The organism is Bacillus sp. EKM208B, from assembly GCF_011800725.1.
GTDB classification, from domain to species: Bacteria; Bacillota; Bacilli; order Bacillales; family Bacillaceae; genus Bacillus; species Bacillus velezensis.
Map to the genome: position 1 here is coordinate 335,548 of NZ_JAANHO010000001.1, position 26,905 is coordinate 362,452.

Annotated in this window: 28 protein-coding genes; 18 read left to right on the forward strand and 10 right to left on the reverse strand. The window is 47.4% G+C overall.

The annotated features are described in order from the left end of the window. The first annotated feature begins 6 nt into the window (after positions 1-6). On the forward strand, positions 7-1,425 hold the full coding sequence (locus G9F75_RS01665) for an amino acid permease (protein ID WP_012118711.1): 1,419 nt from the start codon (positions 7-9) through the stop codon (positions 1,423-1,425). A 32-nt stretch (positions 1,426-1,457) separates the two neighbouring features. On the opposite strand, the gene G9F75_RS01670 is transcribed toward G9F75_RS01665, so the two are convergent. Next, on the reverse strand, positions 1,458-2,660 hold the full coding sequence (locus G9F75_RS01670; RefSeq protein WP_014419153.1) for a multidrug effflux MFS transporter: 1,203 nt from the start codon (positions 2,658-2,660) through the stop codon (positions 1,458-1,460). A 222-nt stretch (positions 2,661-2,882) separates the two neighbouring features. On the opposite strand from G9F75_RS01670, the gene G9F75_RS01675 reads away from it, so the two are divergent. From G9F75_RS01675 to G9F75_RS01705, 7 genes are all read left to right on the forward strand, one after another. Next, positions 2,883-4,121, forward strand: a complete 1,239-nt coding sequence (locus tag G9F75_RS01675) for an MFS transporter (RefSeq protein WP_021494769.1) — start codon at positions 2,883-2,885, stop codon at positions 4,119-4,121. A gap of 161 nt (positions 4,122-4,282) precedes the next feature. Next, the gene (locus tag G9F75_RS01680; RefSeq protein ID WP_017418682.1) at positions 4,283-4,897 is read left to right on the forward strand and encodes a bacilysin biosynthesis protein BacA; all 615 of its coding nucleotides are present in this window, start codon (positions 4,283-4,285) and stop codon (positions 4,895-4,897) included. Further along, the gene (gene bacB / locus G9F75_RS01685; RefSeq protein WP_100262070.1) at positions 4,887-5,597 is read left to right on the forward strand and encodes a 3-((4R)-4-hydroxycyclohexa-1,5-dien-1-yl)-2-oxopropanoate isomerase; all 711 of its coding nucleotides are present in this window, start codon (positions 4,887-4,889) and stop codon (positions 5,595-5,597) included. Before G9F75_RS01680 ends, bacB begins: the two co-directional genes overlap by 11 nt. After that, positions 5,594-6,355 carry a dihydroanticapsin 7-dehydrogenase gene (gene bacC, locus G9F75_RS01690; protein WP_017418684.1) on the forward strand — a complete coding sequence of 254 codons (762 nt, stop codon included), beginning with the start codon at positions 5,594-5,596 and terminating at the stop codon, positions 6,353-6,355. Before bacB ends, bacC begins: the two co-directional genes overlap by 4 nt. A 17-nt stretch (positions 6,356-6,372) precedes the next feature. Further along, positions 6,373-7,791: an alanine--anticapsin ligase gene (gene bacD / locus G9F75_RS01695; protein ID WP_014419149.1), complete on the forward strand. Its 1,419-nt coding sequence runs from the start codon at positions 6,373-6,375 to the stop codon at positions 7,789-7,791. After that, positions 7,788-8,969, forward strand: coding sequence for a bacilysin exporter BacE (bacE, locus tag G9F75_RS01700; protein WP_014419148.1), 1,182 nt, complete (start codon positions 7,788-7,790; stop codon positions 8,967-8,969). The genes bacD and bacE overlap by 4 nt, the downstream gene beginning before the upstream one ends. 12 nt (positions 8,970-8,981) lie before the next feature. Then, positions 8,982-10,181: a transaminase BacF gene (locus G9F75_RS01705; protein WP_021494772.1), complete on the forward strand. Its 1,200-nt coding sequence runs from the start codon at positions 8,982-8,984 to the stop codon at positions 10,179-10,181. Between the two features lie 16 nt (positions 10,182-10,197). On the opposite strand, the gene bacG is transcribed toward G9F75_RS01705, so the two are convergent. Beyond that, positions 10,198-10,977 (reverse strand): NADPH-dependent reductase BacG, encoded by a 780-nt coding sequence (gene bacG, locus G9F75_RS01710; RefSeq protein WP_061860975.1) that lies wholly within the window; start codon positions 10,975-10,977, stop codon positions 10,198-10,200. Positions 10,978-11,096: 119 nt separating this feature from the next. Then, on the reverse strand, positions 11,097-11,861 hold the full coding sequence (gene hemQ, locus G9F75_RS01715; protein ID WP_003151011.1) for a hydrogen peroxide-dependent heme synthase: 765 nt from the start codon (positions 11,859-11,861) through the stop codon (positions 11,097-11,099). 256 nt (positions 11,862-12,117) lie between these two features. On the opposite strand from hemQ, the gene pta reads away from it, so the two are divergent. Then, positions 12,118-13,089 carry a phosphate acetyltransferase gene (pta, locus tag G9F75_RS01720; RefSeq protein ID WP_003151012.1) on the forward strand — a complete coding sequence of 324 codons (972 nt, stop codon included), beginning with the start codon at positions 12,118-12,120 and terminating at the stop codon, positions 13,087-13,089. A 37-nt stretch (positions 13,090-13,126) separates the two neighbouring features. Here the strand turns inward: pta and G9F75_RS01725 are convergent, their stop codons facing one another. Continuing rightward, entirely contained in the window at positions 13,127-14,104 is a 978-nt protein-coding gene (locus G9F75_RS01725) for a YeiH family protein (RefSeq protein ID WP_167408895.1), read from the reverse strand. Between the two features lie 115 nt (positions 14,105-14,219). On the opposite strand from G9F75_RS01725, the gene cysL reads away from it, so the two are divergent. The 6 genes from cysL (at position 14,220) to G9F75_RS01755 (ending at position 18,925) form a co-directional block, all read left to right on the forward strand. Further along, on the forward strand, positions 14,220-15,119 hold the full coding sequence (gene cysL, locus G9F75_RS01730) for a cysJI operon transcriptional regulator CysL (RefSeq protein WP_095060303.1): 900 nt from the start codon (positions 14,220-14,222) through the stop codon (positions 15,117-15,119). Positions 15,120-15,165: 46 nt separating this feature from the next. Beyond that, positions 15,166-16,029 (forward strand): octanoyl-[GcvH]:protein N-octanoyltransferase, encoded by an 864-nt coding sequence (lipL, locus tag G9F75_RS01735; protein WP_072176932.1) that lies wholly within the window; start codon positions 15,166-15,168, stop codon positions 16,027-16,029. A 151-nt stretch (positions 16,030-16,180) separates the two neighbouring features. Then, the gene (locus G9F75_RS01740; protein ID WP_003151018.1) at positions 16,181-16,360 is read left to right on the forward strand and encodes a hypothetical protein; all 180 of its coding nucleotides are present in this window, start codon (positions 16,181-16,183) and stop codon (positions 16,358-16,360) included. Positions 16,361-16,408: 48 nt separating this feature from the next. After that, entirely contained in the window at positions 16,409-17,332 is a 924-nt protein-coding gene (locus G9F75_RS01745; RefSeq protein ID WP_014721963.1) for a DUF6895 family protein, read from the forward strand. Then, positions 17,301-18,098 (forward strand): hypothetical protein, encoded by a 798-nt coding sequence (locus G9F75_RS01750; protein WP_021494776.1) that lies wholly within the window; start codon positions 17,301-17,303, stop codon positions 18,096-18,098. Before G9F75_RS01745 ends, G9F75_RS01750 begins: the two co-directional genes overlap by 32 nt. Next, on the forward strand, positions 18,089-18,925 hold the full coding sequence (locus tag G9F75_RS01755; protein ID WP_167408896.1) for a hypothetical protein: 837 nt from the start codon (positions 18,089-18,091) through the stop codon (positions 18,923-18,925). Before G9F75_RS01750 ends, G9F75_RS01755 begins: the two co-directional genes overlap by 10 nt. Here the strand turns inward: G9F75_RS01755 and G9F75_RS01760 are convergent. From G9F75_RS01760 to G9F75_RS01780, 5 genes are all read right to left on the reverse strand, one after another. Next, a complete protein-coding gene (locus tag G9F75_RS01760; RefSeq protein WP_014419138.1) occupies positions 18,915-19,868 on the reverse strand; it encodes an ABC transporter permease in 954 nt (317 codons plus the stop codon). The two genes, G9F75_RS01755 and G9F75_RS01760, sit on opposite strands and share 11 nt — an antisense overlap. Next, entirely contained in the window at positions 19,865-20,785 is a 921-nt protein-coding gene (locus tag G9F75_RS01765; RefSeq protein ID WP_103526553.1) for an ATP-binding cassette domain-containing protein, read from the reverse strand. Before G9F75_RS01765 ends, G9F75_RS01760 begins: the two co-directional genes overlap by 4 nt. 97 nt (positions 20,786-20,882) lie before the next feature. Then, positions 20,883-21,437, reverse strand: a complete 555-nt coding sequence (locus tag G9F75_RS01770; RefSeq protein ID WP_088461817.1) for an HAAS signaling domain-containing protein — start codon at positions 21,435-21,437, stop codon at positions 20,883-20,885. Beyond that, entirely contained in the window at positions 21,438-21,752 is a 315-nt protein-coding gene (locus tag G9F75_RS01775) for a PadR family transcriptional regulator (protein ID WP_026092292.1), read from the reverse strand. It lies immediately after the preceding gene. Positions 21,753-22,012: 260 nt separating this feature from the next. Further along, positions 22,013-22,786: an RsfA family transcriptional regulator gene (locus tag G9F75_RS01780; RefSeq protein ID WP_012118695.1), complete on the reverse strand. Its 774-nt coding sequence runs from the start codon at positions 22,784-22,786 to the stop codon at positions 22,013-22,015. Positions 22,787-22,988: 202 nt separating this feature from the next. Here G9F75_RS01780 and G9F75_RS01785 point away from each other — a divergent pair, with 202 nt between their 5' ends. The 3 genes from G9F75_RS01785 (at position 22,989) to G9F75_RS01795 (ending at position 25,215) form a co-directional block, all read left to right on the forward strand. Further along, on the forward strand, positions 22,989-23,213 hold the full coding sequence (locus G9F75_RS01785) for a YuzB family protein (RefSeq protein ID WP_003151034.1): 225 nt from the start codon (positions 22,989-22,991) through the stop codon (positions 23,211-23,213). Positions 23,214-23,373: 160 nt separating this feature from the next. Beyond that, positions 23,374-24,675 carry an HD domain-containing protein gene (locus G9F75_RS01790; RefSeq protein WP_003151035.1) on the forward strand — a complete coding sequence of 434 codons (1,302 nt, stop codon included), beginning with the start codon at positions 23,374-23,376 and terminating at the stop codon, positions 24,673-24,675. Positions 24,676-24,714: 39 nt separating this feature from the next. Next, the gene (locus G9F75_RS01795; protein WP_007407653.1) at positions 24,715-25,215 is read left to right on the forward strand and encodes a YwgA family protein; all 501 of its coding nucleotides are present in this window, start codon (positions 24,715-24,717) and stop codon (positions 25,213-25,215) included. A 64-nt stretch (positions 25,216-25,279) separates the two neighbouring features. Here G9F75_RS01795 and G9F75_RS01800 read toward each other — a convergent pair whose 3' ends face one another. Beyond that, complete coding sequence (locus tag G9F75_RS01800) at positions 25,280-26,674, reverse strand: amino acid permease (RefSeq protein ID WP_050496158.1); 1,395 nt, start codon at positions 26,672-26,674, stop codon at positions 25,280-25,282. Positions 26,675-26,905 lie beyond the last annotated feature (231 nt).

A 26,905-nucleotide genomic window follows, 5' to 3' on the forward strand; every position in this document is an offset into this window, starting at 1 on the left:
ATGTATATGCAGGGAGATACCAATCAAACTGAATTGCAGCGCACGATGAAGGGCCGGCATTTGTTTATGATCGCCCTCGGCGGCGTGATCGGGACGGGGCTTTTTCTGGGCTCCGGTTTTACGATCAGTGAAGCGGGACCGATCGGCGCGATATTGGCTTATGTGATCGGCGGATTTTTAATGTATCTGGTGATGCTTTGTTTGGGGGAGCTCGCGGTCGCCATGCCGGTCGCAGGATCATTTCAGGCGTATGCCGCAAAGTTTCTCGGGCCGTCGACGGGTTTTACGATCGGATGGATGTACGCATTCAGCTGGGCCAATACAGTGGGGCTTGAACTGACGTCGGCGGGGATTTTAATGCAGCGGTGGTTTCCGGCCGTTCCGATTTGGGTGTGGTGCCTTGTATTCGGCGTCGTCATTTTTTCCATTAACGCGCTGTCTGCGCGGAGTTTTGCGGAAATGGAATTTTGGTTTTCCAGCATTAAGGTCATGGCCATTGTATTGTTTATTATTCTCGGCTGCGCTGCGGTATTCGGCTTTGTCGGTTTTAACGGCGGGCAGACGGCTCCGTATCTGTCAAACTTTACGACGGACAAAGGGCTTTTCCCGAACGGCGCCCAAGCCGTGCTGTTTACCCTTGTCATGGTGAATTTTTCATTCCAGGGCACCGAACTGGTCGGAATCGCCTCGGGAGAAAGCGAAAATCCGGAAAAAACGCTTCCCCGCTCGATCCGAAACGTCATATGGCGGACGCTGTTTTTCTTCGTGCTGGCGATGTTTGTTCTCGTGTCCATTTTGCCGTACCAAACGGCAGGCGTCATCGAAAGCCCGTTTGTGGCTGTGTTGGATAAAATCGGCGTTCCCTATGCGGCTGATATCATGAACTTTGTCATTCTGACCGCCATGCTGTCGGTGGCGAATTCCGGGCTGTACGCTTCGTCCAGAATGATGTGGTCCCTGTCAAAAACTAAGATGGGCCCCGCTTCCTTAACGAAACTGACGAAAAAAGGCGTGCCTCTGAAAGCTCTTTCCATCACCATCGCTATCTCCGGTTTATCCCTGCTGACAAGTGTATTCGCGGCTGAAACGGTGTATGTGTGGCTCATTTCCATCTCCGGTATGATTACCGTCGTCGCGTGGATGTCAATCTGCGCTTCTCAATTCGTTTTCCGGAGACGCTTTCTCGCTGAAGGAGGAAATCTGAAAGACCTGGCATTTAAAACGCCTCTTTATCCGATCGTGCCGATTCTCGGATTTTCGGTTTACGGTCTTATCTTAATCAGTCTCATTTTTATCCCCGACCAGCGTATCGGTCTGTACTGCGGCGTCCCGCTGATGATCATCTGTTACGCGTATTATCACTTCGGTATCAAAAAACGCCTGAAGCGTGAGCCGGCTTCTTCGGAAAAAGGCGCTGCCGGATAAGAAAAAAAGCCCTCCGCTTAAAGCGGCGGGCTTTACTTTGTTTTCCGTTTGGCCGACAGCACATAGGATAGAACGGCACAGAACTCAAAACCGAAAATGCTGACGGCCATCGGCCAGGCATTTTCTTCTCCGGCAATACCGACAAGGGGAGCGGCAGCCGCACCGCCGATAAAGGGCAGGAGTCCGAGAAGAGCCGCAGCGCTTCCCGCGCCTTTCTCCTGTTTCTGCATAGCCAAAGAAAATCCCGTCGTCGTGACGATCCCGACAGAAGAAACAATGATGAATAAAGAAATGCAGACCGCCGTCAGGCCTAAACCAAACGCAAGTGATAAAAGCAAAGCGATGCTTCCGATGACGGCGATCAACAGCCCGGAGACAAACAGCTTCCGTTCATCATGTGTTTTAGCCATCCGTCCGGTGATTTGGGTGGCGCATATGATTCCCGCACCGTTTACGGCGAACAGCAGGCTGAACATTTGCGCTGATACGCCGTAGATGTTTTGCAGTACAAACGGCGACCCGGCAATGTATGCGAACATGCCGGTCATCACAAATGCCTGGCTGAGCGCAAATCCCATAAACATCCGGTCGCCAAGCAGGCCGCGAAACGTCATCAGCGTCTCCCGGAGTCCGCCGCTTGTCCGCTTTTCCGGCGGGAGTGATTCAGGCAACGCCGTAAGCACGGCGGCAGAAATGATACAGCCGATCACCGCCAGCACGATAAATACGATTTTCCAGCCGGCGAACTGAAGGATAAATCCCCCTGTAATCGGCGCTAAAATCGGCGCCGCCCCATTGACGAGCATCAGTAATGAGAAAAAAGCCGTCAATTCTTTTCCGGAATACATATCGCGTGCGGAAGCCCGTGCGATGACGATTCCGGCCGCCCCGGTGAATCCTTGAATAAACCTCATGACAATTAAAAACGAAACAGAAGGGCTGAAGGCGCATAATAAAGAAGACAGCGTATAAAGCAGCAATGACAGAATCAGCGGCTTCCGGCGCCCGATCATATCACTGAGCGGCCCGACAACGATCTGCCCGACCGCCAGCCCCAAAAGACAAAACGTCAGGCTCAGCTGCGCAAGTGACGCTGTCGTATGAAGATCGGCCGCCACTTCAGGCAAAGCGGGCAGATACATATCGAGCGAAAGCGGCCCGAATGAAGCGAGCGTCCCGAGAATCAGTACCATGCCGAGGCCTGCGCGGGCGGCCTTTGAATCAGCGTTATTCATTCCATGACCCCCACCTTAACAAATGATTCTATCACTATAGCATAACCGGACGGCGTATTTTATATTATTTGTTGAATATAAACTAAATATTTTATTTAAAATCTGAATGTAAATAAAAAATCAGAATTGGTTTTCATGTGAAATGTAAAATGAAACATAAGGATGCTAAACTATAAAACAACAAAAAGTAGAAAAGTTTTACGGAAGAGGTGTTCAAAGAGCATGAACAGCAAACAAACCGATCACATCGAAACGAAACGCCGATTTCCGATCTGTCTCGCGCTTGCTTTGACATTAGGCGTATTTGCCGCCGGTTCTGAAGAGCTGGTGATTTCTCCGCTGCTTCCGGATTTGGCGCGGGCTTTCAGCTCGGATGTCAGTGTGCTGGCGCTTTCCATCAGTATTTACGGAGTGATGATTTTTATCGGCGCGCCGCTTCTCGTTCCGCTGGGAGATAAATATTCCCGGGAACTCAGCCTGCTGGCGGGGCTGCTTATATTTACGGCCGGCACGGTGATCTGCGCGCTGGCGCACAATCTCTTTTTCTTCTTTCTGGGCAGGGCGCTTTCCGGGCTTGCGGCGGGTGCGTTTGTGCCGACAGCATATGCGGTGGTCGGCGACCGTGTGCCTTATGCGTACCGCGGCAAGGTGATGGGTCTGATCGTGTCAAGCTGGTCGCTCGCTTTGATTTTCGGCGTTCCGATCGGCTCTTTTATCGGCGGTGTTTTGAATTGGCGGTGGACGTTTTGGATTTTCGCCCTGATGTCTGTCCTCGTTGCTTCGCTCATTTTCATTGAGGCGCGCCGCAGTACGGCGGATGGGGATAAAACAGAAGAGGAAAACGGACGGCAGGCAGGCACTTTCCGGGATGCGCTGAAGGTGCCCCGTGTCCCTGTATACCTCACGATCACTTTTTGCAACATGATCGGTTTTTACGGCATGTATTCCTTTCTCGGCACATATCTTCACCGCGTGCTGCCGGGGGGGAATACAGCTTCAGGGCTGCTGATCATGGTGTACGGAATCGGTTTTTCCATGAGCGTGTTCACCGGAAAAATCGCAGATAAGGCGGGGAAAATGCGCTCTTTGATCGCGGCATTGGCCGTGATCAGCATATGGCTTTCCTGTCTCGCCTATGCGCCGTCATCAATGCCGTTTTTGGTCATCGGGTTATTCGTCTGGGGATTGATGCAAAGCCTGACGGTGACCTTGCTCAGCACCATTTTAAGTGATTGCTCACAGAGCCGCCGGGGTAAAATCATGGCATTTTACAGTCTGGCGTCCAATTTGGCCGTGACCTTGGGTTCGGCTGTCATGGGTCCGGTCTACGTCGGATACGGATATGCAGCTGTCGGATTTATCTGTGCGGCCGTCACCCTCATCGGCTTTGTCCTCAGCGTTTTCGCATACAGAAGGTATGGAAAATATGAGCATCGGACCGACCAATCATTGTATCGGTAAAATAAAGTTTCTATAATTTTGTAAATGTTAATTTTTAGCACCCTATTTCATAGGGTGTTTTCTAATATATAGGAATAATTATCAATATTTTCAAATAATATTGACAGCTTGAACGTCTATGGATAATATTTACTTAAAATTTAACAGATTGGTTGGTGCTCATGATTATATTGGATAATAGCATTCAAACGAAAAGCAAGGCTTATTCAATATCTAAACTGATTACGATCAACACGCTCGGTCCTGAAGGGACAAGCAGTGAGTACGCAGCAAAAAACTTCATCACCAATTTTACCCTTCTCCAAGGGGTGAACAGTAAATTATCACTGCATGATACATTTGAATCGTGCATTGAAAAAACGCTTCAAAGTCCGCTGGAATACACAATTGTGCCTCACGCGTATGACGGCATTAAGCACTTCTACATGAGACCGGATCTGCAGCTTCTGCAAATTTTCAGGTGCGACACCCCGATGTACGGCCTGGCTGTCCGGCCCGGTTTTGAATATACGGATGACATGCTTGATAAGGCTGTCATCGTATCCCACCCGTCTCCTATCAATTTGATTAAGTATTTTACCCGTAAAGATGTCACGTTTGATCTGGTGAACTCAACGAGCGCAGCCGCGAAAAGAGTGAAGGACGGTTTGTCCGACATCGCGCTGACAAATGAGCTGGCCAGACAAAAGTACGGCCTTCACTTTGTCAAAACATTTAAAAGCATTCCCATGAGCTGGTCATTATTCGGAAAAGGAGAGATTCATGATGAAAACTGAACAAGATTTGCAGGAACTTTATTTCCCGACGCCTAAATTAATAGAATGGGATAACGGAGTAAGACAATATTCGTCCGTCAGAGGCGATACGGAAGTTCTGCTTTCTTACGTTCCGTCGCATACAAACGTGGAACCGCATCAGCATAAGGAAGTCCAAATCGGCCTTGTCGTTTCCGGCGAGCTGTCCATGACTGTCGGAGATGTCACAAGAAAGATGACCGCGCTGGAATCAGCCTATATCGCGCCTCCTAACGTGCCTCACGGCGCAAGAAATGAGACGGATCAAGAAGTGATCGCCATTGATATTAAACGCCTGAAAGCCGGTGAAACCTACACAAGCCCCGAGGACTATTTTTTGAATATTTTTAAAACGAGAGACTTATTGCCTGGGATGGAAGTCACGTTCTTCGTGGAAGACTGGGTGGAAATCATGCTTGCCAACATTCCGGGCAATGGAGGAGAAATGCCGTTTCATAAACACCGCAATGAACAGATCGGCATCTGCATCGGCGGCGGCTATGATATGACCATTGAAGGCTGCAAAGTGGATATGACATTCGGCACAGCTTATTTCTGCGATCCGAGAGAAGATCACGGCGCCATCAACAGATTTGAAAAAGATTCAAAATCAGTCAATATCTTTTTCCCTCCGCGCTATAACAGAGCAAAAGCGAAAAAATTAGAGGCGAAAGAGTCATGAACCTGACGGATAAAACCGTCCTCATCACAGGGGGCGCATCAGGCATCGGTTATGCCGCGGTTCAGGCGTTTCTGAATCAGCAGGCGAATGTGGTCGTCGCGGATATTGATGAGGCGCAGGGAGAAGCGATGATCCGGAAAGAAAACAATGACAGGCTGCACTTTGTCCGGACGGATATTACAGATGAACCGGCATGTCAAAACGCCATCCGGTCAGCGGTTGACAAGTTCGGCGGATTGGATGTGTTAATCAATAACGCCGGCATCGAAATTGTCGCGCCGATTCATGAGATGGAGCTGAGCGATTGGAACAAGGTGCTTAATGTCAATCTGACGGGCATGTTTCTTATGAGCAAGCACGCGCTCAAGTATATGCTCAAAAGCGGCAAGGGCAATATCATTAACACGTGCTCCGTCGGAGGAGTCGTTGCATGGCCCGACATTCCCGCATATAACGCCTCTAAAGGCGGCGTATTGCAGCTGACGCGTTCGATGGCCGTCGATTACGCCAAACACAACATCCGCGTCAATTGCGTGTGCCCGGGAATCATTGACACACCTTTGAATGAAAAGTCGTTCCTTGAAAACAACGAAGGCACGCTTGAAGAAATCAAAAAAGAAAAAGCGAAAGTCAATCCGCTGCTGAGACTCGGCAAGCCTGAAGAAATAGCGAACGTCATGCTGTTTCTCGCGTCGGATTTATCAAGCTATATGACCGGAAGCGCGATCACCGCAGACGGTGGATACACCGCACAATAGAGAAGGAGTGTTTACATATGGAGAGAAAAACAGTATTGGTCATTGCTGATCTTGGAGGCTGCCCGCCGCACATGTTTTATAAAAGCGCTGCTGAAAAATATAACCTGGTCAGCTTTATTCCAAGGCCTTTTGCAATTACAGCCTCTCATGCAGCTTTGATTGAAAAATACTCGGTCGCGGTCATTAAAGATAAAGACTATTTTAAGAGTCTGGCTGATTTTGAGCATCCCGATTCGATTTACTGGGCTCATGAAGATCATGACAAACCTGAGGAAGAAGTAGTCGAAGAAATCGTCAAGGTGGCCGGCATGTTCGCGGTTGACGCCATTACGACCAACAATGAACTGTTTATCGCTCCGATGGCAAAAGCGTGTGAACGTCTCGGCCTGCGGGGAGCGGGCGTACAGGCCGCTGAAAATGCCAGAGATAAAAACAAAATGAGAGCCGCCTTCAACCGGGCCGGCGTCAAATCCATCAAAAACAAACGGGTGACGACGCTGGAAGATTTCCGCGCCGCGCTTCAGGAAATCGGAACGCCGCTCATTCTGAAGCCTACATATCTGGCGAGCTCCATCGGCGTGACGCTTATCAAAGAGATGGAAACGGCCGAAGCCGAATTTAACAGAGTCAATGAATACCTGAAGTCGATCAACGTACCGAAAGCGGTCACGTTTGAAGCGCCGTTTATCGCGGAAGAATTTTTGCAGGGCGAGTATGACGACTGGTACGAAACAAGCGGTTATTCCGACTATATCAGCATAGAAGGCATCATGGCCGACGGGGAATACTTCCCTGTCGCGATTCATGATAAAACACCGCAAATCGGATTCACGGAGACATCGCATATTACGCCGTCCATCCTGGATGATGACGCGAAGCGAAAAATCGTCGAAGCAGCCAAAAAGGCGAATGAAGGACTAGGCCTCGAAAACTGCGCAACACATACAGAGATTAAATTAATGAAAAACCGGGAAGCCGGACTGATTGAATCAGCGGCACGATTTGCGGGCTGGAACATGATTCCGAATATTAAAAAGGTCTTCGGCGTCGATATGGCGCAGCTGTTATTGGATGTTCTCTGTTTCGGAAAAGAAGCCGATCTGCCGAAAGGATTATTGGAGCAGGAGCCATGCTATGTCGCCGACTGCCACTTGTATCCTCAGCATTTCAAAGAGAACGGCCAGCTGCCTGAGACGGCTGTCGATTTCGTCATTGAAAGCATTGACATTCCCGACGGCGTCTTAAAGGGAGACACCGAAATCGTTTCTTTCTCGGCGGCCGAGGCGGGTACGTCCGTGGATCTGCGGCTGTTCGAAGCGTTCAACAGCATTGCGGCGTTCGAGCTGAAAGGAAGCAATTCGGGTGACGTGGCCGAATCAATCAAACAAATTCAGCAGCAGGCGAAGCTGACTGCAAAGTATGCGTTACCGGTATGAAACAGCTGAAACCGAACTCTAAGTATTTGCTTTTCGGGCAGGCGCTTTCGTTTATGGGAGACTATTGCGTTCTCCCGGCCCTGCTCATTTTGTCTACATACTATCACGACTACTGGGTGACGTCCGGCGTCATCGCGGTCCGCAGTATTCCGATGGTGTTTCAGCCGTTTTTAGGCGTGCTCGTGGACCGGCTCGACAGGGTGAAAATCATGCTGTGGACGGATGTGATCAGAGGTATCATCTTTTTGGGGCTGACATTTCTCCCGAAAGGCGAATATCCGCTGCTTTTTCTGGCGCTGCTGTTTGTTTCTTACGGAAGCGGCGTGTTTTTTAATCCGGCACGTCTCGCGGTCATGTCGTCTTTAGAAGCGGATATTAAAAATATCAACACTTTGTTTGCAAAAGCCACGACGATTTCGATTATTGTCGGCGCTGCAGCCGGCGGACTTTTTCTGTTAGGCGGTTCTGTGGAGCTTGCCGTCGCGTTTAACGGGGTGACCTATCTTGTCTCCGCGTTTTTCATCAGCCGCATTAAGCTTCAATACGTGCCGATTCAGTCAGAAAACGTGAGAGAAGCTTTTCAGTCGTTTAAAGAAGGCCTGAAGGAAATCAAAACAAATGCTTTTGTGTTAAACGCCATGTTCACGATGATTACGATGGCGCTTTTGTGGGGTGTCGTCTACAGCTATTTCCCGATTGTCAGCCGCTTTTTAGGCGACGGGGAAATCGGCAATTTCATCCTGACGTTCTGCATCGGCTTCGGCGGCTTTATCGGCGCCGCTCTTGTCAGCAAATGGGGCTTTAACAACAATAAAGGGCTGATGTATTTTACAGTGTTATCGATCGTCTCGCTTGCGCTGTTTTTGTTTACCCCGATTTTCGCCGTGTCAGTCATTGCCGCCATTCTTTTCTTTATCGCAATGGAATACGGTGAGGTGCTGGCGAAGGTCAAAGTTCAGGAGAACGCGGCGAACCAGATTCAGGGCCGGATTTTTTCGGTGGCGGAGGCCTCCATCGGATTGTGCATCGCCGTCGGTTCCATGCTGATCAACATTGTAGACGCGGCAGTCATCATGGCGTTTATCGTCCTTTTGGTCAGCGGACTGTTTCTGCATACAAAACTGGTCAATAAATCCTTTTCAGAACGGAATAACGAATCAGAGCAAATTCATTTATAAGGAGCCTTTCAGATGGAAATCATACCGTCCGACGTCATCAAGACACTTCCGAAACAGGAATTTTCGCTCGTTTTTCAAAAGGTAAAAGAGATGGAGAAAACGGGAGCCCAGATCATTAATCTCGGGCAGGGGAATCCTGATCTCCCCACTCCGCCGCATATCGTTGAAACTTTGCGGGAGGCTGCGCTGAATCCTTCGTATCACGGATACGGCCCGTTCAGAGGCTATCCGTTTCTGAAAGAAGCCATCGCGGAATTTTATGAGAGAGAGTACGGGGTATCGGTCAATCCGGAGACAGAAGTCGCGCTGTTCGGCGGAGGGAAAGCTGGTTTGTACGTTTTGACGCAATGCCTGCTGAACCCCGGCGATATCGCCTTAGTCCCGAACCCCGGCTACCCTGAGTATTTATCGGGCATTACAATGGCCAGAGCGGAGCTGCATGAGATGCCGCTTCATCCGGAAAACGGCTATCTGCCGGATTTTGAGCGGATTGATCCCGCCGTCCTGAAAAAAGCCAAGCTGATGTTTTTGAATTACCCGAATAACCCGACGGGCGCGACTGCGGATCAGGCGTTTTATGAAAAAGCGGCTGCGTTTGCAAAAAAACATGACATCCACCTTATTCACGATTTTGCATACGGCGCGTTCGAATTTGATCAGAACCCGGCCAGCTTTCTTCAGGCGAAAGAAGCGAAAACGGTCGGCGCGGAGCTTTATTCATTTTCGAAAACCTTCAATATGGCAGGCTGGAGAATGGCATTTGCCGTGGGGAATGAGAAAATCATTCAGGCGGTCAATGAGTTTCAGGATCACGTCTTCGTCGGCATGTTCGGCGGTCTTCAGCAGGCGGCAGCGGCGGCGCTGTCAGGAAATCCTGAGCATACGGAGCGTCTGAAGCGCACATATAAAGAACGGATTGACTTTTTCACGGCGTTATGTGAAAAGGAATTAGGCTGGAGCATTGAAAAACCGAAAGGGACTTTTTATGTTTGGGCTGAAATTCCGAATGAATTCGAGTCCTCACACCAGTTTTCGGACTATCTGCTGGAGCATGCCCATGTTGTCGTGACGCCCGGCGAGATTTTCGGCAGCGGCGGAAAGCGTTATGTCAGAATATCAATGGTGGCCAAGCAGGGCGATTTGAGGGAATTCGTGCTGCGGATTCAAAAGCTCGGTTTGTCCTTTCCTTCATTACAAGAAACATCCCGCTGAGAGCGGGATGTTTTTATTATATGCTTTTCATGCTGCCGCCGTCGGCTGACACTTGCTGTCCGGTAATATAGGAGGCTTCTTCAGAGGCAAGAAAGGCAGCCAGCGCCGCGGTTTCTTCCGGAGTTCCGACACGCTTCATCGGGACGTCTGAGGCAATCCGTTCTTCTGCTTCCGCTTTAGAAATGCCGTTTTGCTTCATGACATTCTTCACGAATTGGTGATAACGGTCTGTGGCGATAAATCCGGGATTCAGACAGTTGACAGTAATGTGAAAAGGCGCAAGCTGAATGGCGATGTTTTTGCTGGCATTAATTAAAGCGGCGTTCATCATGCTGTTGGTAAACATATTGGCGCCGGGTTCTTTCCATAGGTTTCCGACGATATTAATGATTCTGCCGAATTCGTGCTGTTTCATGATCGCTGCGGCCGTTTTCATAGAGTCGATATAAGCGATTGTTTTATTCGTAAAGGTATTTGTCATATCCTCTATATCGCAGGTTTCAAAGGTATCCGGCGAACCGCCCGGAATGTTGTTGATCAATACATCAAGCCGTCCGCATTGTGATCTGATCTCTTCAAAAATGCCGGCTCTCGTCTTCTGGTCCGACATATCCCCGGCCAGAACGGTGACGCCCGCATCCGGATGTTTGGCGAGGATCTCTTCTTTTACCGATTCGATATTTTCGGGAACTCGTGAATTAATGACGGTATGAAAGCCATTGTCCGCCAGTTTCAGAGCGATCGCTTTGCCGATCCCCTGACTGGCTCCCATAATAAATGCGGTTCGTTTTGACAACTGTCTGCACCCCTTTACCAAAATGGAATCTCCTTTACATCGTAAAAAAAAATGATAAAAATAGCAAATTTTATTTAAATTCTGACAAAGGAAAAACCCGCCGGACAGGCGGGTGGGTGTTACACGTGCAAAAACTTCGGAAGCGTGTCGAGAGACAAGCGGTTTCCGACAAAAAATGAACCGAATTCGCCGTAGCGCGCGCTGACTTCATCAAAGCGCATTTCGTAAACAAGTTTTTTGAACTGAAGCACATCATCGCTGAAGAGCGTGACGCCCCATTCGTAATCGTCAAAACCGACAGATCCCGTGATAATCTGTTTGACTTTACCGGCATAGCTCCGTCCGATCAAGCCGTGGCTTCTCATCAGATTTCTGCGTTCATCCATAGAAAGCATGTACCAGTTGTCATTGCCGCTTCTTCTTTTATCCATCGGATAGAAGCAGACGTATTTCGCTTCAGGCAGCTCAGGATACAGGCGGGCGCGGACATGCGGATTTTCATACGGATCGCCTTCTCCGCTTGCCAGGTAGTTGCTCAGCTCAACCACGGACACGTAAGAATAAGCCGGGATTGTAAATTCAGCAAGCTTTGATTTGTTAAATTCAAGCTCGATTTCGTTCAGCTCTTCCATTGTCGGGCGAAGAATCATCAGCATAAAATCAGCTTTCTGTCCGACGATGCTGTAGATGGTTTGCGAGCCTTTGCCTTCTTTTTGGGCGACGCCCCATTTTTCAAGCAGTCCCGTAAATTCGTGAATAATCGACAGGCGCTCATCGCTGGATAACATCTTCCATGACGTCCAGTCCATTGTGCGGAAATCGTGAAGCGCGTACCAGCCGTCAAGCGTTTGGGCGGCTTCGTTCGTTTTTTGCTGCTCACTCATGTATCTTCACTCCTATATCTTTTCATTGATGCCTTCACTATATCACAGTTTAACCGTTTCGGCTGTGGAGAAACCTTGAATAATCCGAAGCCTTGTGTCAGAAACTATGCCGTGAACAAACGGTCAATTAAATTAGTTAGAAAAATAAGATTTCTTTTTGAAAGCGCTATAATGGAAGTTGGTTATTTGAATTTAGCTGGAAGAAGAGTATGCTGTAAAAGTAAGCGTTTTTTGTCAACATAGAGGAGGGTATATCGTGGCAGATTTATTTACAAAAGTACAAGAAAAAGTCGCAGGAAAAGATGTGAAAATCGTATTTCCTGAAGGGTTGGACGAACGTATCCTGGTTGCGGTCAACAACTTGGCGGGCAACAAGGTATTAAAGCCGATCGTAGTCGGCAATAAAGAAGACATTCAAGCAAAAGCGAAAGAATTAAACCTTACGCTTGACGGCGTGGACATTTTTGACCCGCATACATATGAAGGCATGGAAGAACTCGTTCAGGCTTTCGTAGAACGCCGCAAAGGCAAAGCGACGGAAGAACAGGCCCGCAAAGCTTTGCTGGACGAAAACTATTTCGGCACGATGCTTGTGTACAAAGGTCTCGCAGACGGACTTGTCAGCGGAGCTGCACATTCTACAGCCGATACGGTGCGCCCTGCACTTCAAATCATTAAAACAAAAGAAGGCGTGAAAAAAACATCAGGCGTCTTCATCATGGCCCGCGGTGACGAGCAATATGTATTCGCTGATTGCGCGATCAACATTGCCCCTGACAGCCAGGACCTTGCCGAAATCGCCATTGAAAGCGCCAATACGGCTCAAATGTTTGACATTGACCCGCGCGTTGCCATGCTCAGCTTCTCTACAAAAGGATCGGCGAAATCAGATGAGACGGACAAAGTGGCTGAAGCCGTGAAAATTGCGAAGGAAAAAGCGCCTGAGCTTACGCTGGACGGCGAATTCCAATTCGACGCTGCATTTGTGCCGTCTGTCGCGGAGAAAAAAGCGCCGGACTCCGACATTAAAGGAGACGCGAATGTATTTGTATTCCCAAGCCTTGAAGCAGGTAACATCGGCTACAAAATCGCTCAGCGCTTAGGCGGCTTCGAAGCGGTCGGACCGATTCTGCAAGGATTAAATATGCCTGTAAACGATCTTTCCAGAGGATGTAATGCGGAAGACGTCTACAATCTTGCGTTAATTACGGCTGCTCAAGCGCTGTAATCCGCAAATGCCGGCCTTTACGAGGGCCGGCATTTTTTTATAGAAAGAACGTCACTGCGGCCCAGCCGAACAAGGACAAACAGAGAGAACCGATCAAGCCTGCTGTGAGCGCCCGCCAGCCGTTATGACGAAACGCCGATATATGGACTTTCAAACCGAGACCCGCCATCGCCATGCCGATGAAAACATAAGACACTTGAACAAGAAATTCGGAATGCGCGGCCGAAATGACGCCTGATGTATGGATGGCGCTCATTCCGAGAAATCCGAAGATAAACCAAGGGATGGGGAGCGAAGCGGCAGAAGCCGTCTTTGACTTTCCGCTGCGGCGCGCCCGCATTCCGAGCATGAATGCGGCCGGGACGAGCAGCGCGACCCGGGTCAGTTTGATGATCACCGCCATCTCGACGGCTGCTTTTCCTCCGGCGCTGCCGGCCGCCGCCGCATGCGCCACCTCGTGAAGCGTTGCCCCGCAAAAGGCTCCGTAAGCCGCAGGAGAAAAGCCCAATCCATGATAAGAAAGAGAATATACAACAGTAAAAACGGTTCCTAATAACGAAACGGCGGCCGCGCTGATGGCGGCTGCATTTTCATTTGATCTGATCTGCGGCGCGATCGCGGCAATGGCAGCCGCTCCGCAGATCGCTGTGCCGCAGGCTGTCAGCGTGCTGAGTGTCTGATCTATACGGAACAGCCGGGACAGTCCGTATACAACGGCACCCGCAAACATCATACAGCAGACGGCAATTGCAAATACGTGCCAGCCCGCATGATAGATATCCGCCAGATTCAGTCTCATACCAAGCAGGATGATGCCTGCTTTCAGCAAGTATTTGCTTGAGAACGCGATCCCCGGCTCTAATGCCGCCCGCTGTCTGAATACGGCGCGCCAAAGCATGCCGATCAGCATGGCAAGGACAAGCATTCCGAACATATGCAAAAACGGCAGGCGGCTGACATAGAAAGCCGCAAACGCAATTCCTGCGGTAACTGAAACACCTTTTACCATCTTCATCTCAGTCACTTCCCATTATCTTGATAACTCCACTTTACTGCGGTCTTAATCATTAGTAAAATATATTTATATGATCTAAACGATTAGGGAAAATAATGATTAGGGGCGATGCTTTTTGTATTATGGGGAACTGAAAACATTCATTGCCGTCGTGGAAGAAAAAAACTTTACAAAGGCGGCGCAGAAGCTGATGATTTCTCAGCCGAGCGTCAGCCTTCACATTAAAAACCTGGAGAAAGAATTTCAAACCGCCTTGCTGAACCGCTCTCCGAAGCACTTTACGACTACGCCGACGGGGGACATTCTCTATCAGCGCGCCAAGCAGATGGTCTTTTTGTACGAACAGGCCAAATCCGAAATTTACGCCCATCATCATTATGTCAAAGGGAAGCTCAAAATCGCCGCGAGCTTTACCATCGGCGAATATATTCTGCCGCCGCTTCTCGCAAAGCTTCATAACGAGTATCCCGAGCTGAACCTGGACGTCATGATCGGAAACACGGAGGAGGTCAGCGAAGCGGTTCGGATGCTTCAAGCCGATATCGGGTTAATTGAAGGGCATACGGGGAAAAATGAGCTCGACATTCAGCCGTTTATGGAGGATGAATTGTGCATTGCCGCACCGAACGGACACCCGCTCGCCGGCAGAAAAAACATCCCGGCTGCCGAATTGCAAAATCAAGCGTGGGTGACGAGGGAGAAGGGTTCGGGAACGAGGGAATATTTAGACCACGTTCTTCAATCAAACGGACTGCGGCCGACATCCATGATGACGATCAGCAGCAACCAGGGCGTCAAAGAAGCCGTGATCAGCGGAATGGGTCTTTCCGTTCTGTCAAAAAGCGTGGTGCAAAAGGATCTGCTTCACGGCAGCATTTCCGTGCTTGAGATAAAAGGATTCTCCTTAAAACGGAAACTGTCTATCATCCAATCTTCCATTATGGAGAACACAAAAAACAAAGAAATCTTCATCGCACTTTTGAAAAGCCAATTTCAATCATCTCAAGCGGAGTGATATAATAAATGCATGGAAAGCCTATGACGAAAGGGATTTAATATAGATGGGAAAGCAACCGATTGATTTACTGATGCAGCCGAGCTGGAGAATCATTGACCAATCCAGCCTCGGCCCTTATTTTGATGCGAAGCAGTCATTCGCAATGGATGATACGCTGTGCGCCTCCGTAGGCAAAGGGGAATCGCCTGCGACGGCACGCTCCTGGGTGCACCACCGGACGATCGTGCTCGGCATTCAGGACACGCGCCTGCCGTTTTTAGAGGACGGCGTGAAATTGCTGGAGGACGAAGGCTACCGTGTCATTGTCCGCAATTCCGGAGGCCTCGCCGTCGTACTGGACGAAGGCGTATTGAATATCTCGCTTATTTTTGAAGACGAGAAAAAAGGCATCGACATCGACAGAGGCTACGAGGCGATGACAGAGCTGGTGCGGCGGATGCTGCGTCCGCATAATGCCGAACTTAAAGCATATGAAATTAAAGGATCGTACTGTCCGGGCAGCTACGATCTCAGCATCGGCGGCCGAAAATTCGCGGGAATCTCACAAAGACGCCTGCGGGGCGGAACCGCGGTTCAGATTTACCTCTGCGCCGATAAAAGCGGAAGCGAACGCGCCGATCTGATCAGACATTTCTATCAAGCCGCTTTAAAAGACAAAAGCAACGATACAAAAGGCGTATATCCCGATATCCGGCCCGAAACGATGGCTTCATTAAGCGAATTGCTGCAAACGGACATTACCGTGCAAGACTTAATGCTGGCGCTTTTGACCGAACTGAAGGAACTCAGCGGCCGCCTGTATGCAGCCGGATTATCGCCGGAAGAAGAGAAGGTATTTGAAAAAAATCTGACCCGAATGCTGGAACGGAATGAGAAGGTGTTCGGCACGCAGGAAAGCTTGGACTAAGTCCGGGCTTTTTTGTTTTTGGTAATTATATACTATTTAGTTATAGTGAAAAAGAAGTGTTATACCAAAACTAGTTTACATTATATACCTTATTTGATTAATATATTTATGTAGGTTCCAAATAATTCTATAAACTGAAGGAGATGGAGATATGAACTTTAAAAAAATAAAAGAAGAAAAAAGAATCACGATCCCGACGCATTTGTTAGCCGGAGATGCGGAACAATCAGGCAATTCTTTCGCTTGGAGCGGCTGGGTGCTTGTAGTGCCGAGCCAAGAAGACAATCAAAACCCGAATTTGAATTTCTCTGATTTAGCCGCTCAAAAGTAGGATAATCACTGTTTGGAGCCTACACATCTGAGACGAGGCGGTGAGAGTGTGACACAAGAGTATATAAGAGAAATTAAGCGGGGAGCACTGTCATGGATTGTTAAAAATATCCATTACTTTGATATGAATCATAAAGTAGCGAATGATTTCAGGTGGCGCCTTAAAACATTTATAGAACTCATTTTTCTTACCAATTACCTGATCAGAAATCAGGCAGATGATAAGGAAGTTGCTGTTTTAACGGAGTTTATTACAGAAAGGCTCCGTAATGATCAGCTTGAAGAATTTATTCATTTTGATCCGGACGGTCTCGCCGGATTGGCTATTGCGGGTGAATTTCTTACCTTGACTGATCATCCGTCACGGGCTTCGGTGATATGGGAGCTGGAAAAATTCACGGCAGCGCGTTTTGATCGCAGCCTTGCTAAAATTCCCTTTCGGAAAATGGATCTGAAGTACAGTCTGCAAAGAGCAGGCGTAACCTCGGAAATAACGGATTTTTCTGACTTATATCACTACACAGCAGCTGGTCAGGATATCCCAAATACATATATGACGGATCATGATGCGTACAGCATCACTCATACGATTTTTTATATAACAGACATGGGATGTTCTTCGCTTACGGATAAAGAGTATCATCTGCCGTCCTTAAAAGAAAAGGTCCTGAAATTTCTCGGGATCTATATCTGTCTTGAGAATTTAGATATTACCAGTGAATTATTGATGTGCAGCTCTTTTTTACATATCGACATGGATAAGGACAACCATAAACCGCTCTATGAAGCAGCCTGGAATAAAATCTATCAGGGCCGAATGAAAGAGGGGAATGTCCCGAGCATCACCTATCAACATAAACCCGGTTTGAAAGGTGAACAGCGAAGAGAAGATGTGTTCAAACATTGCTATCATACAACACTTGTCGCCGCGGGTGCCGCGCATGCCTGTCTTAGAGCAGAAAGGAACGATTAACTTGAACAGATTAGCTGAAGAGGCGGATCAATTTTTATTATCTTTTGCTGAACAATCGCTTCCGGATCAAAAGAGCATTGAGCTGTTTGCCGGCTTCTGCAAATACTGCAGGAAGACGAGCCATTCTTCCGCTGTAAAAGAACATACTGAAAGGATTGCCTCCGCTTTCGTTGATAAGTCATGCTGGGAAGATCTGTTTCACTGTAACACGGCCATTGTCAATGAGTTGATTCATATCTATTTAACGGCAAAAGCTTATAAAAAGAAGCAGGGAATGGATTCGGATGATCAAGTCATACGTCACGGATTGCAAAACGGCTATCTTATAAAAAAAGAATGGCCTTATTTTAAATACGCCGAATTCGCTGGTTTGCTGAGCGAGCTGGGAATGTCAACTGACCATGAAAAAGTGCGCTTTTACAAGAATTCGATGTTTCAGCCTTTGCTCCATGACGCATGGAAAAGAACAGCTGAAAACGAGCTGGAGTTTGTCGAGTACTGTCTTCTTCATTTGAATGAGGGAGAGCATCTGCTTCATCCCGGCTTGAAGGCGTCCATTCAAAAATGGCTTGTGTTTTGTCTCGGCAGCCGAAAAATGAAACAGCTGTGCAATATGTTATTTATCCAATCGTGTATCGATCCATTTTTTTATGGCTGTCAAGCGGCTCTTCATCATATAAATAACGAGAATCCATCCATTCATTGTGCTCCGGCTCTTCTGCCGGCGATTGAGATTCTGAATCTGGAGTGTGGAACATGCAGATAGTCAAGGAACATTTTAATATAAAAAAAACAGAAGAATGGCTGCTGGGTTTTTGGAAGAATATTCAGCTGCAGCCGGAAGAAATGGAAGCAGATGATCTCATGCACCTGTTTTGCGGTTTAGCGGCATGTCATCACTTTGAAAAAAGAAAGGATACAGAAGAAGTCATTCTATTCTTAGACCGTTATTTTGGAGAAAAAACGCACGAATGCCATCCGGTCCTGTTCGCGTATGCGTATCATATATACCGCAGGATGGATGCCGCAAAAAGCATCTTTTTTCATAACGGACTTGAACAAATGGTCCGCGGTTTACAAGAGGAACTGAAATCAGAGCCTTCCTCTATGATCCTCATGGTGTTAGCAGCTTATTTCGGGGCGGTGACCCCGGAAGAACTGATCGTGTTCTTAGAAACCGCAATGAAACGTGAGGCCGATTTGCTCATGGCACCGGGCGGCATCCAGGAAGAACAGGCGGATGCCCTTTATGCCGTCACTTATTTGCAAATGAAAGAATTGCAGCCTTTTCTCACGGAATGGTACAAAACATCAGACTTTGCTTTTTCAGGTTTAATGTTAGCCGAGTGCAGAAAGTATCACATTGACGCCGTTGCAAAATACACAGCCATTATGAAATTTCTCCAATTCGATGAGGCGCTTTTTATACGGGAAGGGCGGGAATTTCTACGCTTTCAGCAGCGAAGCAGCGGGAGCTTCGGTTATTTGAATCCATTAGCGATGGACCAAGGGGCGGTCAGCGGCAAATTGCTGGACCGGCAGTATTTCCTGCCGTCCGCTCATTATGCCGCCGCCTCTCTGTCTATGCTGTAATGTCTCTCTTTTGAAAGACGGAAAAAGAAATCAATAAACAAATAAGAAAGTAGATCGCTATAACCGTCACGGAATAGGGGATGTTTAACGTTGAAATCGCATCACCCGCGCTTTTATTTACATAAGCAACGAGGTTTAAATGCGGAAAGAGCGTAAATTTATACCACGTAAATTGGGCAAGCAAATCAGTTCCGCCCAATATACTGCCGGCAAACAGCAGTAAAATCGATAAGCAGAGGGAGAGCGCCTGGCTTTTGCACAATACTGACAAAGTGAACGCAATGGTGACAATGCTTATAATTGATATGAAACGCAAAAGCAGAATGATTCCGGATGCTTTGATTGAACTGATGGTATACAGACTGTCATTTAAATGAGTATAGACGAGCGGATATGAAGCATTGGAAAAACCGAATAACACGCCGCCGATCAGCAAACAGCTCACACAGTAAAATAAGTAAATCATACCGGTAAACAGAAGGGAGGCCAGAAATTTCGATGTTAAAATCCGCCATCTTCGGTTCGGGCTTGTAGCGATAAACTTAATCGTCCCAAGGGCAAACTCTTTAGAAACAACCCCGCTGACGGTTAAAATCGCTGTTAAGCTTACGAAAATCTCAAGCCCGTTTGAAGTAACCGTGCCGAAAAACCTCCAGCCGTTCCATTCATAAGGGTTGATGTTATGCTCCAAATAATAGTCTTTATTCTTAACATCAGCAGAATAATAAACGCCTGTCGTTTCAGCCGGTTTATCAATTTCTTCCTGTTTTTTTTCGGCGAGAAGCCGTTCTTTCCAATTGTTATCCGAGGAAGCATCTAACTCATGATTCATAATAAGGCCGGCCAGCAAAACGATGAGAAACAGGAAAAAAAGAGATAAAAGTGTGCCTTTTTTTCGGGTTATTTTTATGAATTCGTTCTGCGCCAGATGAAATATGCTCATACCGCGTCCTCCTGATCTGTAATCATCATGTATTTCTCTTCCAATGACAAAGTCCTTGCAGAAACGCGGGAAATCAGAATCTCTTTCTCTGCCAAAGATTTAATGACATACGGGATGGTATCTTCTTCCGCTTCCAATTCAATGATGCGGCTGTCTTTTTGCTGTACTTGAAGAATACCGTCCTGCTCTAATATTTCTTTCGCCCTTGCCGGATGATCGACCGTGACGGTAAACAGCTTTTTCTGACCAAGGTCATGTCTGTTCTTCATGTCTTCAATTCCTAAAATCCGTCCCTTTTTAATATAGGCAACCCTATCGCAAATTTCCTCCATTTCCGACAATAAATGGCTTGATAATAAAATAGAAACCCCTTGCTTCGCTAAATCGGAAAGAATGGTGCGCAATTCTTTCATTCCTTTAGGATCGAGGCCGTTCATCGGTTCATCCAGAATTAATAATCCGGGATTGTGAAGAAGAGAATAAGCGAGCCCCAAGCGCTGTTTCATGCCTAATGAGAAATGTTTCACTTTTTTGCGGGCAGCCTGCTCCAATCCGACTTTTGCAAGGGTATTCATAAGGTCATCCGTTCGCAGCGAGCTGCTCCGCAGTCTGGTGAAATATTTTAGGTTTTGCAAAGCGGTCATATTCGGATACATATCCGGGCCTTCAATGATAACCCCGATATGTCTCATAAAATATTCAAAGTCGCTGTCCGGTCTGCCTCTGAATGAAATGGCTCCTTCTGTTTTTTTAATAAGCTGTACGATCATTCTGAAAATAGTGGTTTTTCCTGAGCCGTTCGGCCCTAAAAGGCCGAATATCTCGCCTTTTCTCACATCGAAAGAAATTGACTGTACAATGGGGGTATGATTGATTGTTTTAGAGACATCTTTTAATATCAGGGCTGGTTCAGTCATGATATTTGCACACCTTCCTTATGATTTAGGGTAAAAGCCGTCAAAACCGAAGAACATGCTTCCGATCAGGCCGGCAACGATTAAAATGAGAGCAATGCTATACCACATTTTTCGATTCAATGTTTTCCCTCCTTACAACGCTGACATTCCATTTGAAATAGCGCAAAAAGATGCGGAATATCAGTTTCGAAAGATCAAATCCGGCCATAAACACCGCCATACCTGCTCCAAGAACCATACATCCGTTAAAAATGGCTGTTACAATCGGCACTTTTACAAGGAGAAAGAATGATCCGGTCATCAGCATCAGGCCGATCGCCATCAAACTTAACACCGCAACAGAGGCAAAAAGAAACGGTGTCAGCATAAACATGAAGTTGAACATGCCCATCCCCAGCATCAGGCCGAATGCTTTGAAAAACGAGCGCCATGTTTTCTGCTCCTCGGCATCACTGATGAAAATATCCGCTTTTAAGGCGCGCGCAAGTGTTTTGGGGTTTCCTAAATTGCCCGCGATTTGTTCATCGCTTTTTCCTTCAGCGCCGCCCATTTGGAATATTTCGCCGATATCGGCGAGTATCTCTTTTTGCTCACGTTCCGGCAGATCTTTTATTTCCCGCCGGAGATGTTTTAAATATTGGTCTTTACACATTCATTTTCCCTCCTTAATGATGCTGTTCACTTTTTCGGACAGGTCAAGCCATTCCGATTTTAATGTTTGATGATAAAAGGCGCCTTCTTCTGTTACTTTGTAATATTTGCGTGATGGGCCTTGATCGGAAGCTGCTGTATACGTTTTTAGGCAGTTATTTTTTGTGAGTCTTCGTAATATGGGGTAGATGGTGCCCTCCGATACAGGGAACGTTTCACTTATGATCTTGATTAATTCATAACCATATAAATCTTCATAAAGAAGCAGGGACAACACACAAAGTTCCAACGCTCCTTTTCGTAATTGGCTACTCATTTACTATCATTCCCATCATATCTAATAATTGTATTCTCTATACAGTGTATTGCACAGTAGCTAATCGATCAATAATTCCCAAGAACCATTTGGGATGAGGAATTGAATCTTTATGCTTATGTGCGGGCGGGGACCGAGATGCGCAGCCCTTGCGGGAAGAAGGCCTCCTGAACAATGTTTACATTAATATAGATCAGGATGCGCGTCATTGACAAATGGCAAAAACCCCTTTTTCCATGACAAGGAAAGGGGTTTTTCCGTTATTCGGCCATTTTTTCTAAATTGCCGTTCCGGTCCATTTTAAAGGACGGAGAGGCATGCTCGTCGTCTTCAAATAAAACTAGTTTTCTGGCTCTGTTCATAATTTTCACCAAGGTTTCGTAGTCTTCCTGAATGGTTTTTTGATCTTTCTCAAGCTTTTCGACGGCCGCTTCCAGCTGCTCGGTTTTAGACTGAAGTTCTTGGTTTTCCCGTTTTAAACGGTCATTTTCCATTTGCAGGGCGGAAGTTTGCTTTCCGCTGCCTTCATAGCTCTGCAGAAATTGAATGACGTCTGCCATTGTGAGCTCCGCCTTTTGGCTCGGCTGCTGAGGCGCCAGCAAATGTGATAAACTAGCTAACTCTTCCTTGAAGCTTTCATCGACATAAGGCATATGTTCGCCGGACATGACGGCTTGCCGATCTTCTTTTGGCGCTTCCGTTTGAACCGTCTCTTCGGCTGCGGTTTCCTGCATGATGTCCGCATCCGGTGCAGGCGGCTGGTATAATAGTTTCTTCTTGGCCGGCTGGCCGTTTCCGAGCGCGCGCATCCGCTGTTTCCGCTGTTTTTTGGCAAGCTGAAGCGCTTTTTCATATTGATGGCGGACGACAGCATTCCACCTGAATCCGCACGCTGCCGACGTTCTGTTTAATTTATCGCCTACCTCTTCAAAGGCATTCAGCTGCGTGCTTCCTTCCCGAACGTGACGGAGCACGGTTTCCGCAAGCAGCAGGTCATTTTCCTCCGACCAGGCGTCCTGTCTTTGTTTTGTCAATGTTCTCAACCCCCAATATCTTTGATGGTATTAGAATGTCCAGATTGGAAAATATTTATACAAATTGGCTGAAAGAATGAGAGATACGCAGAGCCTTGCAGGATAAGATGAATCCTTGTACAATGAGATGTGATGTGATTTTTTTCGTTTTTAAAATTAAGATTTAACATAGAGGAACATTGAATGAAGGGAAGCGTACATCATGGCTAATGAATTCCGAGTGTGTGATGATTGCCAGGCCACCAATATTAAGACTTTGCTGCCGCGTTTGAAAGAAGCTGACCCGGATGCAAAAGTGGAGGTCGGATGTCAGTCATATTGCGGGCCCGGACGCAAAAAATCGTTTGCTTTCGTAAACAACCGCCCGCTGTCGGCGCCGACTGAGGACGAGCTGATTGAGAAAGTGAAAAAGAAGATCAAAAAGTAAATGTGTATTTTTATGACAGCCTCGCCCGATGGGTCAGGCTTTTTTGCTTCAAAAAATCAATGACGGAAAACTGGAACAAAACGCCGGACAAATTCAAGGATGTTTTCAAATTACAGAGCCGATATAATAGAATCACGGCTAAAAAAAAGAGGGAATGACGATGGCGTATCCAAACGGAAAATTATCAGAAGAAAAAGTGTTTAAAGATCCCGTTCACCGCTATGTTCATGTGCGGGACAAGCTGATCTGGGATTTGATCGGCACCCGTGAATTTCAGCGGCTGCGCCGGATCAAACAGCTCGGTACGACGTATTTGACGTTTCACGGCGCGGAACACAGCCGTTTTAACCATTCTCTCGGCGTCTATGAGATTGTCAGACGAATGGTTGATGATGTTTTTAAAGGGCGTCCTGAATGGGATGACAATGAACGCGAACTCTGTCTCAGCGCCGCGCTTTTGCACGATTTGGGACATGGGCCGTTTTCGCATTCCTTTGAAAAGGTTTTTCATCTGGATCATGAAGACTATACGAGGGAAATCATTCTCGGCGACACCGAGGTGAATCAGGTTCTCAGAAAGGCGGGACCGGGATTTCCGCAGGATGTTGCTGAAGTCATTGCCAAAACATACAAAAACAAGCAGGTGGTCAGCCTGATTTCGAGCCAGATTGACGCCGACAGGATGGATTACCTTCAGCGGGACGCATACTATACGGGCGTCAGCTACGGACATTTTGATATGGAACGGATTTTAAGGGTGATGCGTCCGCGAGAGGACCAGATCGTCATTAAGCAAAGCGGCATGCACGCCGTCGAAGACTATATTATGAGCCGCTATCAAATGTACTGGCAGGTGTATTTTCATCCAGTGACGAGAAGCGCTGAAGTCATTTTGACGAAAATTCTCCACCGTGCGAAGCAGCTCCATGAAGAAGGGTATATATTCACTCATGCTCCCGTTCATTTTTATTCCATTTTTGAAGGGAAGCTGACGCTTGCGGATTATCTGAAGCTTGATGAAGCCATCATTTTATATTACTTCCAGGCTTGGGAGGAAGAAGAGGACCCGATTCTGTCCGACTTGTGCCGCCGCTTTATTAACCGCCAGCTGTTTCAATATGCCGAATTTAACCCCAATGAGGAAATGTCGGCTTATTTTGAACTGACCGCTCTGTTTAAAGAGGCGGGAATTGATCCCAATTACTATTTAGTGGTCGATTCTTCATCGGATCTGCCGTATGATTTTTACCGGCCGGGTGAAGAGGAGGAGCGTCTGCCGATTCACCTGTTAACGCAGAACGGCCAGATCAAAGAGCTGTCCAGGCAGTCCGCCATTGTCGAATCCATTTCGGGCAAACGCCGGACGGACCATAAGCTCTACTATCCGATGGACCTCATTTGTGACGATTCAGAAAACCCTGAAGCAAAATTAAAAATCCGGCAGCTGCTGGGACTGACATAGAAGGATTTTGGTAAAGAAGGAAAAGGAGATGTCGGGAATTTGTTGAAAGAACATGCAAAACTGATGAAGGTGTTCTCGGATTCTGGAGAAATCATCGGGCGGAAAAAGCTGCAGAAAATCATTTATATCGCGAAGAAAATGCAGTATCCTTTCTACGAAAAATATGATTTTCATTTTTACGGCCCGTATTCCGAAGAACTGACGCTTCGAATTGAAGAGCTGTGCAATCTTGGGTTTCTGGATGAGGTGAAGGAAAAAAAGGGCGGCTACTTTCAATACCGGTACTCGCTGACGGAGACGGGAGCCGAGTTTTTACATCATGCGGAGCTTACGATGCCGGATATGAAGAAGTACATCGACAGCGTCAACAGCCGCTCATCCCGGTTTCTGGAGCTGGTGTCTACGATTTTGTATTTTGACGGCCTTGAAGCTGAGGAAAAGAAAGAGAAAGTGTTTACGATAAAAAGCAAACAGAAGTATACAGATGAAGAATATGATGAGGCGCTTCACTACATAGAAGAGCTGAAACACATTTGTTAAAGGCGATGGCTTTCGTCTTTTTTGATGAAAAAACCAGGCCGCGATAAAGCGGGCCTGGTTTTGTTTATTGTCTCAATTTGCTGTGCTTGTACGAATATAAAAAGTAAACGATGACTCCGATGATCAGCCAGACGGCAAAATAAAGCCACGTTTTCAGCGGCAGATTGACCATTAAAAACAAACAGCAGATAATGGCCAAAATCGGCAGTACGGGTACAAAAGGAACTTTAAATCCCCGCGGCAGATCCTTATGGGTGCGGCGCAGAATCAGCACGGACAGACTGACCATGGCAAATGTCAATAGCGCGCCGATGTTTGAGAGATCTGACAGCTCTTTCAGATCAACAAAACCCGCGATGCAGGCGCTGATCAGTCCGATCAGCCACGTATTAAAGATCGGCGCTCCCGATTTCTTTCCGACAATGGTAAAGACTTTCGGCAGCATTCCGTCTCTTGCCATCGCAAAAGATATACGGGTCGCCGCATATGTATGGGCGAGAACGACGGCCATCAGTCCGATCACCGCACCGGCAGCGATAACGCCCGCCACCGCGTTTTGTCCGACAGTCTGTAACACATAAGACATGGCTTCCGGCACATTAAGCTGTGAATACGGAACCATACCCGTCATGACGAGACAGACGATCACGTATACCAATGTACAGATCACCAGTGAACCGATAATACCGATCGGCAGGTTGCGCTGCGGTTTTTTGACTTCTTCAGCCGAAGCGGAAATCGCGTCAAACCCGAGAAACGCAAAAAAGACGGCAGAAGCCCCTGTAATCACGCCTTTGATTCCAAAAGGCATAAAAGGATGCCAATTGCCCGGCTTCACAAAAAAGCTTCCTGTGATGATAAACAGCAAAACAATTCCGATTTTTACGAGAACCATTACATTATTAAAGGTTTTGCTCTCCTTGGAGCCGCGTGACAGAACGACGGCAATTAATAGAGTAATGATGATGGCAGGAAGGTTGACGATGCCCCCCTGGCTCGGCACGTGCAGCAGACTGTCCGGCAAAGGCATGCCGATTTCGGCTAACAGATTATTAAAATAACTTGACCAGCCGCTTGCCACCGCCGACGCCGTCACCATATAAACGGATAAGAGCGTCCAGCCCATTAAATGGCCGACAATTTCTCCCATGGTGGTATAAGAGTAAATATAGGCGCTTCCGTAAACCGGGAGAACAGAAGCGATTTCGGCGTAACATAATGCTGCAAGGCTGCAGACAACGGCTGCAATGATAAAAGAAAAGATTACGGAAGGTCCGGCGTTTTTCGCGGCCGTAATGCCTGTAAGAACCATGACGCCCGTCCCGATGACGGCGCCGATGCCCAGTAATGTTAAATCAAATCCACCCATCGTTTTGGCAGTCTGCCTGTTTCTGCTTTGTTCAAGCAGCTGGGTGATGTCTTTTTTTTGTAGGATATTCCGCAACACGCATCCCTCCATCCAAAAGCAAAAGCCAAGAGGGACTCTTTGGCTTTTACCCGTGTCACATTCTGTGTAATCGACAATCCTGTGTTCTGTTTCCCCGTCTGTTCCGTTTCTTTTCCAGTCATATTGTCTGCCGCATCCGATCAGATTATCCTTTCCGTCAAACGCAGTCACCCTTAATGATTTTACCTGAATCATGTCTATAAAACCAGCATTGCATAAAAGGGATGGGTGAAAAAGTAGGAG

What these genes read in the sequence shown, in the direction of transcription:
- G9F75_RS01665 (WP_012118711.1), top strand. Translation starts at nt 7, where the DNA reads ATGCAGGGAGATACCAATCAAACTGAATTGCAGCGCACGATGAAGGGC.
- G9F75_RS01670 (WP_014419153.1), bottom strand. Translation starts at nt 2,660, where the DNA reads ATGAATAACGCTGATTCAAAGGCCGCCCGCGCAGGCCTCGGCATGGTA.
- G9F75_RS01675 (WP_021494769.1), top strand. Translation starts at nt 2,883, where the DNA reads ATGAACAGCAAACAAACCGATCACATCGAAACGAAACGCCGATTTCCG.
- G9F75_RS01680 (WP_017418682.1), top strand. Translation starts at nt 4,283, where the DNA reads ATGATTATATTGGATAATAGCATTCAAACGAAAAGCAAGGCTTATTCA.
- bacB (WP_100262070.1), top strand. Translation starts at nt 4,887, where the DNA reads ATGAAAACTGAACAAGATTTGCAGGAACTTTATTTCCCGACGCCTAAA.
- bacC (WP_017418684.1), top strand. Translation starts at nt 5,594, where the DNA reads ATGAACCTGACGGATAAAACCGTCCTCATCACAGGGGGCGCATCAGGC.
- bacD (WP_014419149.1), top strand. Translation starts at nt 6,373, where the DNA reads ATGGAGAGAAAAACAGTATTGGTCATTGCTGATCTTGGAGGCTGCCCG.
- bacE (WP_014419148.1), top strand. Translation starts at nt 7,788, where the DNA reads ATGAAACAGCTGAAACCGAACTCTAAGTATTTGCTTTTCGGGCAGGCG.
- G9F75_RS01705 (WP_021494772.1), top strand. Translation starts at nt 8,982, where the DNA reads ATGGAAATCATACCGTCCGACGTCATCAAGACACTTCCGAAACAGGAA.
- hemQ (WP_003151011.1), bottom strand. Translation starts at nt 11,861, where the DNA reads ATGAGTGAGCAGCAAAAAACGAACGAAGCCGCCCAAACGCTTGACGGC.
- G9F75_RS01725 (WP_167408895.1), bottom strand. Translation starts at nt 14,104, where the DNA reads ATGAAGATGGTAAAAGGTGTTTCAGTTACCGCAGGAATTGCGTTTGCG.
- lipL (WP_072176932.1), top strand. Translation starts at nt 15,166, where the DNA reads ATGGGAAAGCAACCGATTGATTTACTGATGCAGCCGAGCTGGAGAATC.
- G9F75_RS01740 (WP_003151018.1), top strand. Translation starts at nt 16,181, where the DNA reads ATGAACTTTAAAAAAATAAAAGAAGAAAAAAGAATCACGATCCCGACG.
- G9F75_RS01750 (WP_021494776.1), top strand. Translation starts at nt 17,301, where the DNA reads ATGCCTGTCTTAGAGCAGAAAGGAACGATTAACTTGAACAGATTAGCT.
- G9F75_RS01755 (WP_167408896.1), top strand. Translation starts at nt 18,089, where the DNA reads ATGCAGATAGTCAAGGAACATTTTAATATAAAAAAAACAGAAGAATGG.
- G9F75_RS01760 (WP_014419138.1), bottom strand. Translation starts at nt 19,868, where the DNA reads ATGAGCATATTTCATCTGGCGCAGAACGAATTCATAAAAATAACCCGA.
- G9F75_RS01765 (WP_103526553.1), bottom strand. Translation starts at nt 20,785, where the DNA reads ATGACTGAACCAGCCCTGATATTAAAAGATGTCTCTAAAACAATCAAT.
- G9F75_RS01770 (WP_088461817.1), bottom strand. Translation starts at nt 21,437, where the DNA reads ATGTGTAAAGACCAATATTTAAAACATCTCCGGCGGGAAATAAAAGAT.
- G9F75_RS01775 (WP_026092292.1), bottom strand. Translation starts at nt 21,752, where the DNA reads ATGAGTAGCCAATTACGAAAAGGAGCGTTGGAACTTTGTGTGTTGTCC.
- G9F75_RS01785 (WP_003151034.1), top strand. Translation starts at nt 22,989, where the DNA reads ATGGCTAATGAATTCCGAGTGTGTGATGATTGCCAGGCCACCAATATT.
- G9F75_RS01790 (WP_003151035.1), top strand. Translation starts at nt 23,374, where the DNA reads ATGGCGTATCCAAACGGAAAATTATCAGAAGAAAAAGTGTTTAAAGAT.
- G9F75_RS01800 (WP_050496158.1), bottom strand. Translation starts at nt 26,674, where the DNA reads ATGGAGGGATGCGTGTTGCGGAATATCCTACAAAAAAAAGACATCACC.